This is a genomic window from Burkholderia sp. LMG 13014, from assembly GCF_905232215.1.
Lineage (GTDB): Bacteria > Pseudomonadota > Gammaproteobacteria > Burkholderiales > Burkholderiaceae > Burkholderia.
Genome location: NZ_CAJNKE010000093.1, coordinates 1 through 15,576, shown reverse-complemented (window position 1 = coordinate 15,576; position 15,576 = coordinate 1). Strand labels below are relative to the sequence as shown.

At 56.3% G+C, this 15,576-nt stretch carries 10 protein-coding genes and 1 pseudogene; 9 read left to right on the top strand and 2 right to left on the bottom strand.

Annotated elements, in window-relative coordinates:
* The 5 genes and pseudogenes from JYJ84_RS13105 to JYJ84_RS13090 form a co-directional block, all read left to right on the top strand.
* The coding region (locus JYJ84_RS13105) for a Mu transposase C-terminal domain-containing protein (protein WP_205189212.1) at positions 1-2,022 on the top strand (2,022 nt) is incomplete at its 5' end.
* Positions 2,022-3,167, top strand: a complete 1,146-nt coding sequence (locus JYJ84_RS13100; RefSeq protein ID WP_175223518.1) for a TniB family NTP-binding protein — start codon at positions 2,022-2,024, stop codon at positions 3,165-3,167. The genes JYJ84_RS13105 and JYJ84_RS13100, both read left to right, overlap by 1 nt.
* Positions 3,157-3,648: pseudogene (locus JYJ84_RS38520) on the top strand (TniQ family protein); the annotation flags it as partial. The gene JYJ84_RS13100 and the pseudogene JYJ84_RS38520, both read left to right, overlap by 11 nt.
* Before the next feature lie 3 nt (positions 3,649-3,651).
* Entirely contained in the window at positions 3,652-4,554 is a 903-nt protein-coding gene (locus JYJ84_RS37785; RefSeq protein WP_236027716.1) for a hypothetical protein, read from the top strand.
* Between the two features lie 45 nt (positions 4,555-4,599).
* Positions 4,600-4,887, top strand: coding sequence for a CopG family ribbon-helix-helix protein (locus JYJ84_RS13090; protein WP_175223520.1), 288 nt, complete (start codon positions 4,600-4,602; stop codon positions 4,885-4,887).
* A gap of 174 nt (positions 4,888-5,061) precedes the next feature.
* Here JYJ84_RS13090 and JYJ84_RS13085 read toward each other — a convergent pair whose 3' ends face one another.
* On the bottom strand, positions 5,062-5,370 hold the full coding sequence (locus tag JYJ84_RS13085; protein ID WP_175223521.1) for an H-NS family nucleoid-associated regulatory protein: 309 nt from the start codon (positions 5,368-5,370) through the stop codon (positions 5,062-5,064).
* A 699-nt stretch (positions 5,371-6,069) separates the two neighbouring features.
* On the opposite strand from JYJ84_RS13085, the gene tssI reads away from it, so the two are divergent.
* The 4 genes from tssI to JYJ84_RS13065 all read left to right on the top strand — a co-directional run bounded on the left by tssI (position 6,070) and on the right by JYJ84_RS13065 (position 13,989).
* Entirely contained in the window at positions 6,070-12,039 is a 5,970-nt protein-coding gene (tssI, locus tag JYJ84_RS38355) for a type VI secretion system tip protein TssI/VgrG (RefSeq protein ID WP_175223522.1), read from the top strand.
* Positions 12,040-12,056: 17 nt separating this feature from the next.
* Complete coding sequence (locus JYJ84_RS13075) at positions 12,057-12,320, top strand: hypothetical protein (protein ID WP_124580319.1); 264 nt, start codon at positions 12,057-12,059, stop codon at positions 12,318-12,320.
* A 67-nt stretch (positions 12,321-12,387) separates the two neighbouring features.
* Positions 12,388-12,651 (top strand): PAAR domain-containing protein, encoded by a 264-nt coding sequence (locus JYJ84_RS13070; RefSeq protein WP_085503416.1) that lies wholly within the window; start codon positions 12,388-12,390, stop codon positions 12,649-12,651.
* A gap of 303 nt (positions 12,652-12,954) precedes the next feature.
* Positions 12,955-13,989 (top strand): IS481 family transposase, encoded by a 1,035-nt coding sequence (locus JYJ84_RS13065; RefSeq protein WP_175223523.1) that lies wholly within the window; start codon positions 12,955-12,957, stop codon positions 13,987-13,989.
* 72 nt (positions 13,990-14,061) lie between these two features.
* Here JYJ84_RS13065 and JYJ84_RS13060 read toward each other — a convergent pair.
* A partial coding sequence (locus JYJ84_RS13060) for a chromosome segregation protein SMC (protein WP_205189211.1) occupies positions 14,062-15,576 on the bottom strand: 1,515 nt, incomplete at its 5' end.

Sequence of the window (15,576 nt, the reverse complement as noted above, 5' to 3'; positions counted from 1 at the left end):
CCTGATATTGCCGACACGTTGTACTCCGAGATTTCATCTGGGCGGGTTGTGTTCGATTTGTTCAGTGATCGCCTAACGAATCCGCACGAAGCGTTGGTTTTCAGGGACCGATATGCAGCCGTCGCGTACCGCTCATTCGCCAAATCCGAAACTACATCGCCCCGTCAATCGGTCTCGCTCTCGATCAGCCCCGGCGCTCGCTTCCAGTGGGACGGGCGGCTTTGGGAAGTCCTGAACCTCGGGGATTCGTCGATAGCATGTCGCAGTATCGATGAGACGCCAGGCGGCCACTCAAACTTCATTGAGCTTACTCCTGCCGTCCTCGACGAACTTGCTCAGCAGGGAAAGATCATCCCCGCGGTCGACAAACCCCTTGCCGATCGGCGAGACGCGTTAACAATCCTCGAACGCGTCAGTGTTCAAAAGCTAGAAATCGCTGTCGAACGATATCGTGTCCTATTCGAGCGTGATGCTGCCACCACACTGTCTCATCGCACGCGCCGCACACAGAGATACTGGCTCGCAGCGTATCGAGAAGCAGAACTCCATTACGGGTACGGATTCATTGGCCTAGTTCCTAACGTCGAGCAATGCCAGGGCAACCGCTGTCGAAAAATCGCGCAGCCAGTCATCGACGTCATGCAGAACGTATACCAAGAGAAGTGGACGAAGCCGCAACGCAAAACGATGACTGCAATGTATGGCTTGGTCGTAGACCGGTGCGAGAAGCAGGGATTTCGAGCTCCGAGTCGCAAAACGTTCGCACGAGAAATCAGAAAACTCAAAACGCCAAAAGACGTAGCCAAACGATTCGGCTCCCGCGTGGCCTATGAACTGGACCCCATCACTCCATATTGGTGGATTGAACCGACAACGCCCCCGCACGGAACGCACCCCTTCCACATCGCACACATCGACCACACTCCATTGCCGATACGATTTCGGGCACGACATGACGGACGCGTTCTGAAGACAATCTGGCTGACATTGATGGTGTGCACATTCACGAGACGGATACTCGCGTACTACCTCACCTTCGACCCACCGTCCTATCGCTCTTGCATGATGGTTATACGAGAGTGCGTACGGCGACACTGTAGGATTTCTCAGTTCATCGTCGTTGACAGAGGACCTGAGTTTGATTCGATTTACTTCGAAACACTCGTCGCTGCACTCAAGTGCCACAAGAAGCGGAGAAAAACCGCCCGTCCCCACGATGGGTCGGTGATCGAATCATTATTCGGCACAACTCAAGAGGCGTTCATTCACAACCTGCTTGGTAACACACAGGCAGAAAGCCAATATAGAAAAGTTACCAAGGAAACATCTCCGTCGCGCCTGGCGATCTGGACTTACGAAACATTCAGTCGAGAGTTCGAGCGATACCTCAACACGGTGTACGACCAAAATCATCACACTGCGCTCGGGTGTAGCCCGCTCGAAGCCTACAACGCAGGCATCGCGCTAACAGGGCGTCGACAGCACGTTCGAATTGTATTCAACGAGGCGTTCCTGTTGATGACCATGCCGTCGACAGCCAAGGGGACCGCCAAAGTGACCGTTCGCGGCATCAAAGTCAACTACTGCTACTACTCGTCGCCGGCCCTGCGCATTCTCTCGGCGATCGGCGAACGAGTACCCGTTAGATTCGATCCGTTCAACATGGGCATCGCATACGCGTACATCGACAACAAGTGGCACGAATGTCGCTCCGAACACTACGTCGTGTTCCGAGGGCGCTCACAGCGCGAAGTCCAACTGGCCAGCGAACGGTTACGCGAAAAATTTCGCCTCGCCGGGACCCAAGAATCTGTCAACGCTCAGCGCTTGGCCGATTTCCTTACTACCGCAGAAGCTGAGGAAGCTCTGGCGCTTCAACGGCTTCATCAACTCGAAATGGAGTCCTCCGTGCCCACGGTAACGAAGGACGTTCTATTGGAACCCACATCGCCAGACAACGTGGTTGAGCTTGACACCGGTGAATACATCCCCTACCAGCCCAAGATCCTGGAGGAATTCTGATGTTTACTTTCCCAGAAGACTCTCCACAGTACGCCGCCTTGCTGAAATTCCAGTCAAGACGCGTAATGCATCTTCGGCTCAAGGAAGCACTCGATTCACTCGGCGATGTTGGCAACCCGTCCCGCGCCGATTCGTTCATGGCCCTTGTGGGTCCGTCGGGTGTCGGCAAGTCGGTCGCGGTCGAGGAGTTCATCAAGCGTATCAACATGTCGTATGCAACCGAGCTGGAATCGGATCCATCGTTTGTGCCAGCCATATTGGTTCGCCTTCCAGCCCCAATCCGTGGAGATTTCAACTGGAAGGATGCGTTTATCCGAACGCTTGAGCGATTCAACGAGCCCCTTATTCGACGAAAAGTCATTCAACGAATGCTGGTCGAGCTCGACGGGGAGGTCATCGGCAATCTTCCTTCACTGGTTGCGGAAGAACTGAGGCGCGCCCTAAGAAGCTGCGTCATCCACCGAGGGACCAAAATCATCGCGTTCGACGAAGGGAGTCATCTGTTCATTGTCCGCTCCCGGTCGCAGCTCTCGCTCCAGTTGAAGCTAGTCAAGTCTCTCAAGAACGACATCGAAATCCCGATGATTCTAGCCGCCACCTATGAGCTCATAAAACCGGAAAACTTCGATTCACAACTGCTCAGGCGCTCAGATGTTGTTCATTTCAGACGATACACGGCTGAGGATCTGCTAAGCGGCAACTCATACGGCAACTCATTCCGCGACGCCATACACACGATGCTTCACGCACTCCCAGTCGAATGGGACCAGAGCTTGGTGAATCACGCTGATTATTTCCTTATGCGTTCGGTTGGATGTGTAGGCATCCTTAAAACATGGTTGCAGAGAGCACTGGAGCGATCCCTGCATCACAATCTCCCGGTGGATGGAACGCTGCTCGAGGCAACCGCCTTCTCTAACTACAAGCTGATGACAATGTTGAAGGAGGCAGTAGCTGGAGAGGCTCTTCTCAAGGACATCAAGGAAGACGATCTTGCCCGGGAGCTTGGCTTCGACTACATCCCCACAACTTCATCTCGCAAACCGAGCACCTCCTCGGAGTCACGTCGTCCTGTTAAGAAGCGCCGACCGGGAACAAGGAAGCCCGGTCGAGATCCCATTGGAGGTGAATCAAATGATCTCTGATGACGACCTTTGGCAAGCATCGAATTGGCAAATGCCGGAACGAAGTCGCCTATATCGGATTGCTCCGCTGGGTAAGACTTCGATCATGCGAGAAGCCTTGCATAGCGTGTTGATCCGCCTAGCTCAGGCTCATACTGTCAGTCCGCTTGTCCTTATGAAGCGCGAGATCGTCCCGGGTACGAAAATTCGGCATACCAAGCATAGTTCAAGCTTCACCGAATCTCATCTGAAGACAATGAACGGAGTGGGAAAGTACGCAGCGGAGCTCACCCGAAAACTAGAAAACTTGACGAGCCAGCGACAGCTTAGCGAATGCTCCTTCATGCTGTGGTCCGGCCTACTCGACCCGAGAGCACTGGGGTTACTGTCTACGCATCCGAGATGGTGCCCACTGTGCTTCCTCGAATGGCGCAACGCGGGACACGAACCCTATTTTCCGTTGATCTGGCAAGCCGCCCCGATTCTGGTTTGCCCAGTCCATAGCATGGCACTGCAGTATGAATGCCCAACCTGCCGACGGGTGCAGCCGTTTGTGCCACGCCACGCCCATGTTGATTTTTGTTCTCGGTGCGGCAGCTGGCTAGCGGCAAACCATAAGGAGCTTCGGGGAATCGCCAAAGCTAGCCGCCTCAGCCCACAGCAGCGGTATAACATCGATGCCATCGGCGAGATGATTCTCCGAGGCCCGGAAATCAGCGAGCTGCTCACGGCACAACATCTGCAGACTCGCATTGCCGAGATGGCCGACCATCACTTCGACGGCACCGTCGCGAACATCGAGAGAGCCCTTGGATTCACAAAGAGAGTCATTAGCCAATGGCGTTATCGAGATGTGAAACCGTCACTGCCGGCCTTTCTTCTAATGACACAAGGGTTACGCACTACGCCCGTTGCGTTGCTGCGGGACGGACTCGACGAATCGTTTGCAGCACCTCCGCAACGGCAATTCCGGAAACCTACACGCCGCGCCTTAGATCTATCAGTTCGGCAGCGCAACGCTTTGACTGAGGAGCTCCGAACCATCATTGCCAAAGGGTACTCCGAGCACCCGATGAAAGACGTCGCGGAGAAATTGGGTTACAAGTACACGTATCTTCGATACTGGTTCGAGAGCGAGTGTCGACAGATCTCACAACTCCACCGACAGTGGGTTCTCGCTCAACGCGTGGCGAAGGAAAAACACGACGCCGAACTTGCAACGCAGCTCGTCCGGACACTGTATTCAACACAGGCACATGTTACTCGACGTCACATCGAAAGGCGTTTGCGGGAAGTCAGCTTATCACTCGCCAACCCGGTCGTACGCGAAGCAGCAAATCGTGTAAAGGTTGACTATTTTTCTGCCGCTCATCCGCCGCAACATTGCGATTCGAGCGAAGCATCATGATCAGCTACATTCACTTCCCTTTCAACACAAAAAAAAGGCGTCGCTATGAGCAAATCAACCTACACGTTTCGGGTCGATGCCTCCCTGAAAACTGCGTTCTCGGCTGCGGCCAAGGCTCATGGTCGAACGGGCGCACAACTCTTGCGCGACTTCATGCGGAACTACGCAATGCGGCAAGAGAATGCGACGGAGTACGACGCTTGGCTGCACGCCAAGATCGAGCGGTCGCGAGCTTCAGCCAATACTGGCAATTTGGTACCGGCAGTCGAGGTCGATGCCAAGTTCGCAGCTCGTCGAACAGCATTGCGTCGCCGGATTGACACGACGAAGTAATCAGCCTGTTTTGGACACCGGAGGCGATTCAAGACCGTTACAACATTTGCGGTGGCATCACTGAAGATAGTCCAGAGACAAGTGCACGTTGTTCTGGCGTGCACTCTCACGCTATGTTGAACGCAGCATCGTCGACCGATCGATCGACGATGAGGATCGAAAAAAACTACCGCCTCATTCGACGTCAGCGGCAACAATCAGAAATCGATCGCGGTTCTTCGCCTTGGCGATCCATTGAGGCGGCTTGCCGCGGCCGCTCCACGTAGCACCGGTCTTCGGATCCTGATACTTCGGAGCCGCAGGCGCACGCTTGCCAGCGACGCTCCCACGCTTTCGCCCGAAGATCTGCTCAGGCGTAATACCGTATTCCGCCACTTGTTCCCGAATCGCCTCAACAATCGTTTCAAGTTCCGCGAGACGTGCAGCCTCTGCCTGTTTGGCCAACGCATCCGCCTGTGCTTTCAGTTCAAGGTAAGTTGCCATAGGCTTGGGGAGTTCGATTAGTTAAAACCCGAAGACTAGCCTCCAAATTTGGTCGGGTCAACCCAATGGCTCACTCTCTAAGGAGTCCATTTCATTGATGAAACTTTCCGTCATCAAAGGAGCATCTCTCGTGAGTCGGAGCTGCGTCGGTGATGAAATATAGGACATCGATCAGGCACCGACCGACATATTGATGGACGCGGTATCGGTACACAACGCCCTCACTGATTTCGGGTTGTAGCAGACGATTCCTGTGATGCAACGCAGCGATGTCGGCAGAAGAATTTCCCCTATATTCTGGCGCGTCAACTTAATTCTTTATGTTGAATGCCGGTTAAAAATCACCTCAATAGGCGCAGTCATGAACATATCTGAAGATGCCCCAATAACGTTCGCCGTTCGATTTTGCTCGAGGTACGTGAGCAGGCACTGCCGCGGCGCAACTGATTATTGCGCATCGGACGATGGCATCGCGAGCCGCAGCGACACGTTAATCCACAATTTCGCCAACAATATGGCGCACATCCCTCCAGTTCGGCATCGATAAGAAACAATAGCCAAAAATTCGTGCTTAGCGAAAACGACTTTGCTACGATCACACGATTGGGCAGTGTGCCTGATGAGAGAGGGACCGATATATGGGAGGAGGCTGCCTCCCGGTCCGATAGAAGAACCAACAACGACAGGACGTCATCGCCTATGTCGCCGATTTCCCTTCAAGAGATCGCAAAGCAATTCTTTGCGCTGCAAAACAATCGGCTGTTCACGATCGACACGCCGCTGTCCGGTCGCTCAGCGCTCGTGCTGACCGAGTTCGTCTGCGAAGAGGGGTTGGGCGAACTGTTTGAAATGAAGTTCATGCTCGCGTCCCAAGACCCGAACATCGAGCTCAAGCAATTGATCGGCAAGCCGGTGACGGTCACCCTGCAGCTGACCGACGCGCTTGCCAGCACGGACGTGCGCTATTTCCACGGCTACGTCACCGATTTTATACACACAGGCACCGATGGCGGTCTGGCAACCTACGAGGCCGTTGCCAGGCCATGGCTCGCCTTCATGGATCGCCGTCAGGATATCCGGATTTTTCAGGAACAGACGGTCGGCGAGATCCTCAACGACGTGATGCATCGATACCGGAGATTCGGTGACGTCGTGTTTCGTTTGTCCGCGCCAACGGTTAATCGCAGCTACTGCACCCAGTACAAGGAGACTGATCTCGCTTTCGCGCTGCGCCTGATGCAGGAAGAAGGGCTGTTCTTCTATTTCGAACACAAGAAGGACGGCCATACATTAATCATCACGGACTCGTCGATCAACGCCGGTCCGATTGCCGGGTACAGTCCGGTGCTGCGCTATTCGACCGACGAGATCCTAGAAAGCAACCCGGTCGTTACATCATTCGTATCGCGTCGCAAATTCACGTCGGGCAGCGTCGCGCTCAAGACCGGAGACTATAAAGCGCCTGGTGCGCGGCGCTACGTCGAACGCGACACGGCTGTCGATCAGGGTGAAGTCGACAACTATGAGCTCTACGACTATCTCGGCGCCCACGGTTTTCCCGATTCCGATCGAGGCGAACAACTCGCCCGATTCCGGACCGAGGCGCTGGCTGCCCACAGCAAGATCTTCGTCGGCAAGAGTCACTATCGCAGGCTCGAGCTTGAGCGGTACTTCGAGCTCGACGCGCACTACGATCACGAGCAGGCGAAGCCCGAGGACCGGCAATTTCTATTGACGTCGATCCGGCACCACGGAACGAACAACTATCAGGCAAAGCCGGAGTCGCAAATCCTAACCGCGCCGGGCAGCGCGATCTATACGGCCGAATTCCGCTGCATCCGCAAGAAGATTCCGTATCGGCCGCTGCTGACGAGTCCGCGACCCATGATCCATGGCGTGCAGACAGCAGTGGTGGTCGGGCCGAAAGGCGAGGAAATTTACACCGACAGGCTTGGTCGCGTGAAGATCCAGCTGCCTTGGGATCGGCTCGGCAAGCAGGATCAGGCGAGTTCGTGTTGGGTTCGCGTCGCTCAACCCTGGGCCAGTAGCGGATTCGGGATGATCCAGCTTCCTCGCATTGGGGACGAGGTCGTCGTGACCTTCACCGACGGCAACCCTGATCGCCCCCTAATTATTGCATCTGTCTACAACGCGGCGAACATGCCACCGTGGGCGCTGCCGGACAACGCGACCCAGAGCGGCATCCTGACACGCTCAACGACAGGCGGCGACAACGGAACCGCGAACGCACTGCGCTTCGAAGACCGAAAGGGGCAAGAAGAAGTCTGGTTGCATGCGGAGAAAGATCAGCGCATCGAAGTCGAGAACGATGAATCGCACTCGGTCGGCAACGATCGCGAAAAATCGGTTGGTAACGACGAGAAGGCCAGCATTGGCCAGAACTGGACCTTATCGACTGGTGGCGTCAAGTTTGAGACCGTCGGTCTGGCCTCCGTGCAATCGGTCGGACTTGGCAAAATGCTCAACGTCGGTCTGGCCTACAACGTCAATGTCGGCGGCCTGTATCTACGCAATGTTGTACTGCAGATGGCCAGCACGGTCGGCATGGATCGCGTTGATCGCGTGGTACAAGACTGGACCGCGCACGTGGGACATACCTATGAGGTAACGGTACGAGGCAAGGCCGTCGGCGATGCGGTCAAGAAAGACCAGGAAACGCCGCTCGACATTTCCCCCAGCTTCAGCCCACAAATCCCCGATCCGGTCCAGAGTGCGAATAGCAATCAGATCCGAATCACCGACTCGGGCCAGGCAAGCCTCTCAGGCGCGAAGACAGCGCAACTGATCGGTCCGGGCGGCACGATCACGATCGACGCGGCCGGTATTCACCTAAAGGGCAAGGGAATCTATCTCGAGGGACCGGTCACGCAGAGCGGCGGCAGTGCAAAAGGTCTCGCGCCCGTCACGGAGGCCGATTGCGCGGAATGCGCTAAGAAGACTACTAGCGCACATCCAGTGGACGTTGCAACTGGCCAGAAGTTGCTCACGCACGACGATTTCACATTGCCAGGAAGAGTGCCGATCCGCTGGAACCGGCGTTATCGCAGTGCCGATCAGCGACCCGGCAGTTTCGGCGTGGCATGGAAGCTTCAGTACGCGACCGAAGTACGTCGTGTGACGATCGCTGATATACCGAAGCTTGTCTATATCGACTTCGACGGCCGACAGCTGCAATTTCCGTTGCTCGATTCGGGTCAGGAACACTTTCATCCGATCGAGAAATACACGCTTCAGCGGCTTGACGATATCGATGGGCTCACGAGGTACGCGATACGCTTTCCGAATGGCATCGTCGAGACGTATAGCCCGCATCCGAGCGAATCCGATCATTGGCTGTTGGAGCGCTACGAGACCCGCGACAAGCAATCGCTGTCGTTTAGGTATACGCCCAGCGGCAACCTGCATCAGATCCAGAACAACTGCCATACAGTCTCGTGCCAGCATGACAGTGAAGGCCGCATCATCGAGGTCCATCTGCTCGACGAGCATGGCACTTCGACGCAGAAACTTGCCGCGTATCGATACGACGATCACGGCGATCTCGTTCAGGCGATCGACAGCGGCAATCTAACCTGGACATACGCGTATCACACGCACCTGCTGACGCGCTACGAGACGCCGGCCGGCGCAACGTTCGTCGCCGAGTGGGACGGCGAGACGCCACAAGCGCGCTGCATCAGAACCTACGCATACACACTCGACGCCGACGGCCAGCCAGTCGTGACGCGCGAGGCACGCTTCTCGTACCAGCCGACCGCCCGGATAACGCAGGTGACGGATGCACTCGGGAACACGACGACATACCGCTACAACGGCCTATGGGCAGTCGACCAGATCGTTCATTCGGACGGCAGCGCGGACCAGACCGAGTTCGATGAGACGGGTAATGTCGCGGCGCGCATCGACGCGCTCGGCCGCAAGACGCAATCAATCAGCGACGCAACCGGGAATCCGATCGCGATCCGTGACGCCGCAGGTCAGCTGACGCGCATTGAATACAACGACCAGAACTTGCCTACGCGAATTACCGATCCCGCCGGGCATATCTGGCAGCGCGAATACGACACCGACGGCCATCTGGTCAAGGAGATCGACCCGCTCGGCAACACATCTAGTACCACGTTTGAGAATGGCTTGGCTGTTGCGCACACCGACGCGCTCGGTAACGTGACGAAAACACAATTCAACGACGCCGGTCAGATGATCGCACGCACCGACTGCTCGGGCTTCACGACGCAGTACGGTTACGACGAGCGCGGGCGGCAAACCCACCAGACGAACGCACTCGGGCAGACGAGCAAATTTTACGGTAATGCTGCGGGACTGCCGACGGCGATCGCCCCGGCTGGGCTCGGCGTCTGGAAAACGACATACGATCGGGCAGGACAGGCGATTGCCTATACCGATCCGCTTGGGCGCACGACGCAGGTGACACGGGACGCCTACGGCCAGATCGTCCGGGTTGAAGCGCCGGATGGCACCACCACCGATTACGGCTACGACGCGCTCGGGCGGGTCGTGGCGCTGACCAATGCCAAGGGCGAGCGCTGCACGTTCGAGTATGACGCACAGGGTCGCATGATTGCCCAAACGGGATTCGATGGCCGACGCCAGCAAGTCGAATACAACGCCGTTGGCGAACAGATCGCGCAAATCAATCACGGCAATGACGGCCAATTGCGCACGACGCTGCTGTACGACAGTCTGGGACGGCCGATCGAGCGACGACTCGGGGATGGCACACACACCACATTCGGCTACGACGCTCGTGGCCTGCTGACGCAGATCCGCCACGAACCGAAAGACAGCGAACCATCGCAGATCACGTACGAATACGATGCTGCCGGACGACGCACGGCCGAGGTTCAATCGCACCACGGGCGAGTTTGGCGACTCCAGCACACGTTCGATGCAGCCAACAACCGCAGCGGGATGCAGTTGCCCGGCGTCGGCTTGCTGACGTGGCAACGTTACGGCAGTGGTCATATCCACGGACTACTGCTCGACGGCGAACCGCTGGCGAGTTTCGAGCGCGATGCGTTGCATCGGACGATTCATGCGGCTCAAGGCCCTATCGCACAGCTGTTCGCGTACAACGACGCCGGGCTCCTTCAAACTCAGCGCTTGCAGGACCTCGATGAACGGGGGCAGCCACGTGCGGAACCGCGTCCGTGGCGCACATGGGATTACGACATGGCCGGGCAGATCACGCGGCTGGCCGACACGTGGCGAGGCGAGCGTCATTTCGAATACGATCCGCTCGCGCGGTTGACTGGTGTGAACCGGCAGGGCGGCGAAGCCGTCCCGCAACCATCGGGTGAAATATATCGGTACGATCCAGCCGGCAACCTGCTCTCGCGGCTAGACCACGGATCGGAACGCGACAGCACAGCTACGTCGATGGCCGATGCGGCCGCCGTCCCGGAGGCGCCTGGCGATCGACTGAAAAGATTCATCACAGTCGCCGGACTGACACGCTCCCAACTTGATTTCAGCTACGATGGGCACGGCAACCGTACAGGGCGCGTAGAGCGTCCGATACAGGACGTTCCCGAGTCGGATCACAATCCGGGGCTGCTCGACCGGTTACTTGCCCGCAGGGAGGCCGTCACCCCCGCAACCACGCCCGAATCCGTGGAAACGCGCTACCGCTACGACAACGGGCATCAATTGAGCAGTATCGAACAGGCCGACGGCAGCCGCACCGAATACCGGTACGACGCGCTCGGCCGACGGATCGCAAAGGTTCACACACCCGCCGGCGCAGCGCCGTCTACGACGCTGTTCGTCTGGGACGGCGACTGGATGCTGCAGGAGGTCCGTGCAGGTCGGACACCTCGTAACGATGAGTCCGTGACCTATGTTGCTCATCCGGACCATGCCGGGCCTGTGGCTCGGCTCGAGCGCGGCAAAAGGCACTTCTACATTACCGATCACCTTGGCGCTCCGCAAGAACTCTACGACGAGATGCGCCGCGTCGTGTGGGCGGCAGACTTCGACGGCTACGGACAGACGAAGTCGATGATCGCCGACGAAATCGACAACCCGATTCGGTTTCCGGGGCAATTCAGGGACAGAGAGTCCGGGCTGTACTACAACCGGCATCGATACTACGATCCAGCTATAGGTCGATACATCAATCAGGATCCGATCGGACTGCGTGCAGGGCTAAATTTCTACGCCTATGCGGACGGCATTCCGACACACAAGATCGATCCTGATGGTCTCGGCACAATAGCAATGGGGGCCGGTATCGGAAGCGTCGTTCCGGGACCGGGAACACTGATCGGCGCAGGAATCGGGGCGCTGGTCATGATCGGAGCGGGCATTTGGTACATGACGAGGTCAACGGACAGTACGCAAGAAAAGGTCAAGGAAAAAGATGACTGCCCGAACAAATGCAATCCATGCAAAACCGTGTCGGGGAAGATCATCGCAGTTGGCACATTTGGGTACAGGCCGCTCGACGTGATACCTGATAATGAAATGCAACATGGCGTGTACGGGTCGCATCACAATATATTTCAGGCCAATCAGTCACCATATCCGAAATGCATTTGCTTCTGGGCGAAGCAAAAATATGTGCTTAAGCCGGAGCAATTAACGTCAAGCATGGTGCCGATTGAGCCATTTCTCAACTCACCTTGATAGGGAGGAGGCGCATCGTGAAATACGTTTCATCTGGACTAGATATCCACATCGGCGATCATGTTATCGTCGAGGGGGACGTTGCTGGCCTTGTCGTGTGTGATTTCGACAAACGCCAATGTGTAGATGGGTATGACGACTGGCTTATCGATCAAGAGTTGGTCGGAGGCGGAAAAATGTCAGAAGGTATTCTTGTGGAAACAAAGGCGCTCGGATTTCTTTACTACTCTAGCGAAGATGATGAGATAGTGAAGGACCCGAAATTTACCGATGCGAAATGATATTTTCGAAATATCACGACGACAGTCGAGTAACAATTGACAAAGAATGACGTATTGAGTTGGCAAAATGCAACCCATCATTCGTAAGGGCGACTTGACGGATCACGGTGGTGTCGTGCTCGATGGCTTTGGAGGCATGGATCTCAGTGGTCAGCCAGCGGCTGGCGTTGGCCATATGGTCAGTTGCCCGAAATGTAAAGGTATATTCCCGATCATTCAGGGATCGAGCCAGTATTCGATTGAAGGTCGCGCTGTCGCCCTGCATGGCATGAAGACCGCCTGTGGCGCATCACTAATCGCCAGTCAGCAGCAGTTTCTTGCGGATAAGTAGCATGTGTACCCATTTTGGCTCATCAACAGTAGAAAGAGGGTTTCAACGCGAAGCAAAGAATTCCGTCTGCGCACGGTGTTGAACAAGCGGAATTTTGTACCTGGCCATCTCTCAGAAATGATCGGCACGATAGAAACTCTTTTGGAAATTCCGTAACTGCCAAATTCGACAGCAAAGGAAGCATGTTCCGCGCCATCGTTGATTCCGGCTCGCTTTAATCTGGAATTGCCCTAAAAGAGAGCGAACTCGCGCCATTGAATAATGTGTGTGATTCATAGACATCGTTTCAACTAAAATGAAGCGATGGATCGAGAGATCGCCGCGCGATTACGTTGGGTGCGCATGTATCACGAGACGGGTAATGCCGGCCTCGTATGCGCACGGTGTGGCATTTCTCGACCGACACTTCGCAAATGGCTACGTCGCTATCAGGAATCTGGCGAAGCAGGTTTGCAGTCTCAAAGCCGTCGCCCACTCGGCAGCCCGAACAGAAAGGTATCCGAGGCTGATCGGGCAACGATCCTCCGATTGCGTACCGAGCGCAAAGGCGCACGGCGGATCCAGAATGAACTGAGACTGTACGAGCAATGCGAACTATCCCTTGCGACCATTCACAAGATCTTGAGCGAAGCAGGTGCAAAGCCGTTGATTCGATCCCGGCGGCCGACGCAGCCGAAACGGTATAGCCGGCCGGTGCCTGGAGACCGCGTCCAGATGGACACAATGAAGATCGCTCGAGGGGTGTACCAGTACACGGCGATCGACGACTGCTCTAGGTTCCGGGTACTGGCAATCTACCCACGCAGAAACGCCCGAAATACGCTGCTTTTTCTTGATCGCGTCAATGAGGAGATGCCGTTTCCGATCCAGCGCATCCAGACCGATCGAGGCGGCGAGTTCTTCGCCGAGTCGGTACAACGACGCTTGATGAGCGAATGCATCAAGTTCCGACCGATCCCGCCACGCTCGCCACACCTCAATGGCAAGGTCGAGCGTTCACAACTCACCGACCGCAACGAATTCTGGTCGCATCATCTGCCGACCGCGGATGCGATCGACCAACGAATTGAGGAGTGGCAGTTCGACTACAACTGGCGGCGCCCGCACGGCTCACTTGGTGGCAAGACGCCCGTCGATCGTATCGCCGAGTTAGGCGAAGTCACCCCCGTCGCGGGAGAGGTGGAAAGTGCCTACGACGAAACTAAAGAGCGACTTCGGCACCGCGAATGGCGCGTCGACAAGACCCTCGCCGAACATCACCGGCGTGTGTTGGAGCGCGCGTCTCCTAACGGAGCCGCGCGCTCCAACACACAACGAAAACGGCGTCCGAAGAAGTGAAACGATGTCCGTGAATCGCACAAATAATGGCAGCATCCCAAAACGCGTCTCGCGAGCAAATCCTTCTGCCAACTATAAGTCCACACCAAGCAACCGTCTATTCGCTGGCGAACCAAATAGCGTCTCCACAAGCCAAGGCCTGGTGGAGAGATGCTGGGGAGGACTTGTCGTTGTTGTCACGATGTACTGAAACAGAGTGGGACCGATCTGCTCCAGTTCGGCAATCAATTCAAATAGCCGCCGATACACACTCAACCCCAAATCAGCTTCACGCGGGCTATCGTGGACAAAGAAGGCCGGTACATATGTCTTCCCCTCGATACTCATACACAGGGCTGCCAGATCAAAGGCGATGACCTTGAGCGATTCGATTGCTGCAGTTGAGCGCGCGCCCCCGAGCTCAACGTTCAACTTCAATCGATCTGCACCAAGAAGCACGCGGCCGTTCGACTCAGGTGCGATCAGTGCACGGATCACAGCGTCAAACAGTGCAGACAACTGGTCGAAGGTCTCACGCTGTGCCGCCTCGCGATAGGTTCCCAACTGATCGCGCTTGGCCTCTATAACTTCAGCTTGCTTGTCCGATTTGGCTCTCGCCGCGTCAAGCTCCTCGTAAAGATCCGCGAGTCGCTTCGCCCCCTCTCTCCCCATCTGCGCGCCACGCCACGCTCCCGACCGTGCGTTTTGCGCCCTCTCGGCAGCATCGAGTGCCTTTTTCAGCTCTCGTTGTTGCGCGCGGGCCGCCGGCAATGCTTGAGCAGTCTCGCGTAGGGCATCCTCGTTCGCCTTTAGGTCCAGTTCGCACTGCCGGACTTTACCTTCCAACTGCTTAGCACGTCGACGCAAGCTATCTAGATCTGGCATCTTGTGCGACAACCCACATCCCTCTGCGAGAGCACGGTCGATGGACACCTCGCAGACGAGGCAGACAGGTGAAGCGGCATCACGAACCAGCATCGCTCCAGCGCTTAATTCGCCCTTTAGCGTTGGTAACAATCCCTTCAGCACTGCAATCGTATTTTTCGCGCCTGTATCACTCTTCTCCAGTTCTAAAACAACGCTCTGCTGAGCTTCATACTGTGCACGCAGTTCCTCAACATCACCCTGCATCTCCATGCTATCAACCTTGGCTAACTTCGCCAGCCTCTCGGTGGCAGTACGCCGAAGCACGTCAACGCATAGCTTTCCCTCAGGCAAATCTTCGACAATCAGCCCAACAGCCTCCGCCGCTTCCCTGCGCGAACGCCTCACTTGCCATAGCAATCGATCAACCTCTGTGCCTGTTGCTTTGGCACCCTCTTCAATCTTCGAAATCTGTGTTCGCGCCTTGAGTTCTTCGGCACCAATGGCCCCCAACAACGCCCGGAGAGCTTCAAGCACCCGCGTCTGAGACATCGATCGCACCGGCGACCCAGACTCGGAATCCGCCGCACGCCAATCCAAAACTTTGTCGAAGCGACACTCCTGGTCACGCGTCAGCCACGCCAGCGCGATCAGCCACGGATCGTGCGCTCGTTCGCCCTGGATCAACGCAGTGATGGGTTCGGTCAACACCTGGCGTTGGATCGCCTCAATAAGCGGAGCCAT

Bases quoted from the DNA above. Each gene is read 5' to 3' on its own strand.
- JYJ84_RS13070 (WP_085503416.1), top strand. From the start codon at position 12,388: ATGCAACCCATCATTCGTAAGGGCGACTTGACGGATCACGGTGGTGTC.
- JYJ84_RS13090 (WP_175223520.1), top strand. From the start codon at position 4,600: ATGAGCAAATCAACCTACACGTTTCGGGTCGATGCCTCCCTGAAAACT.
- JYJ84_RS13085 (WP_175223521.1), bottom strand. From the start codon at position 5,370: ATGGCAACTTACCTTGAACTGAAAGCACAGGCGGATGCGTTGGCCAAA.
- tssI (WP_175223522.1), top strand. From the start codon at position 6,070: ATGTCGCCGATTTCCCTTCAAGAGATCGCAAAGCAATTCTTTGCGCTG.
- JYJ84_RS13100 (WP_175223518.1), top strand. From the start codon at position 2,022: ATGTTTACTTTCCCAGAAGACTCTCCACAGTACGCCGCCTTGCTGAAA.
- JYJ84_RS13065 (WP_175223523.1), top strand. From the start codon at position 12,955: ATGGATCGAGAGATCGCCGCGCGATTACGTTGGGTGCGCATGTATCAC.
- JYJ84_RS37785 (WP_236027716.1), top strand. From the start codon at position 3,652: ATGGCACTGCAGTATGAATGCCCAACCTGCCGACGGGTGCAGCCGTTT.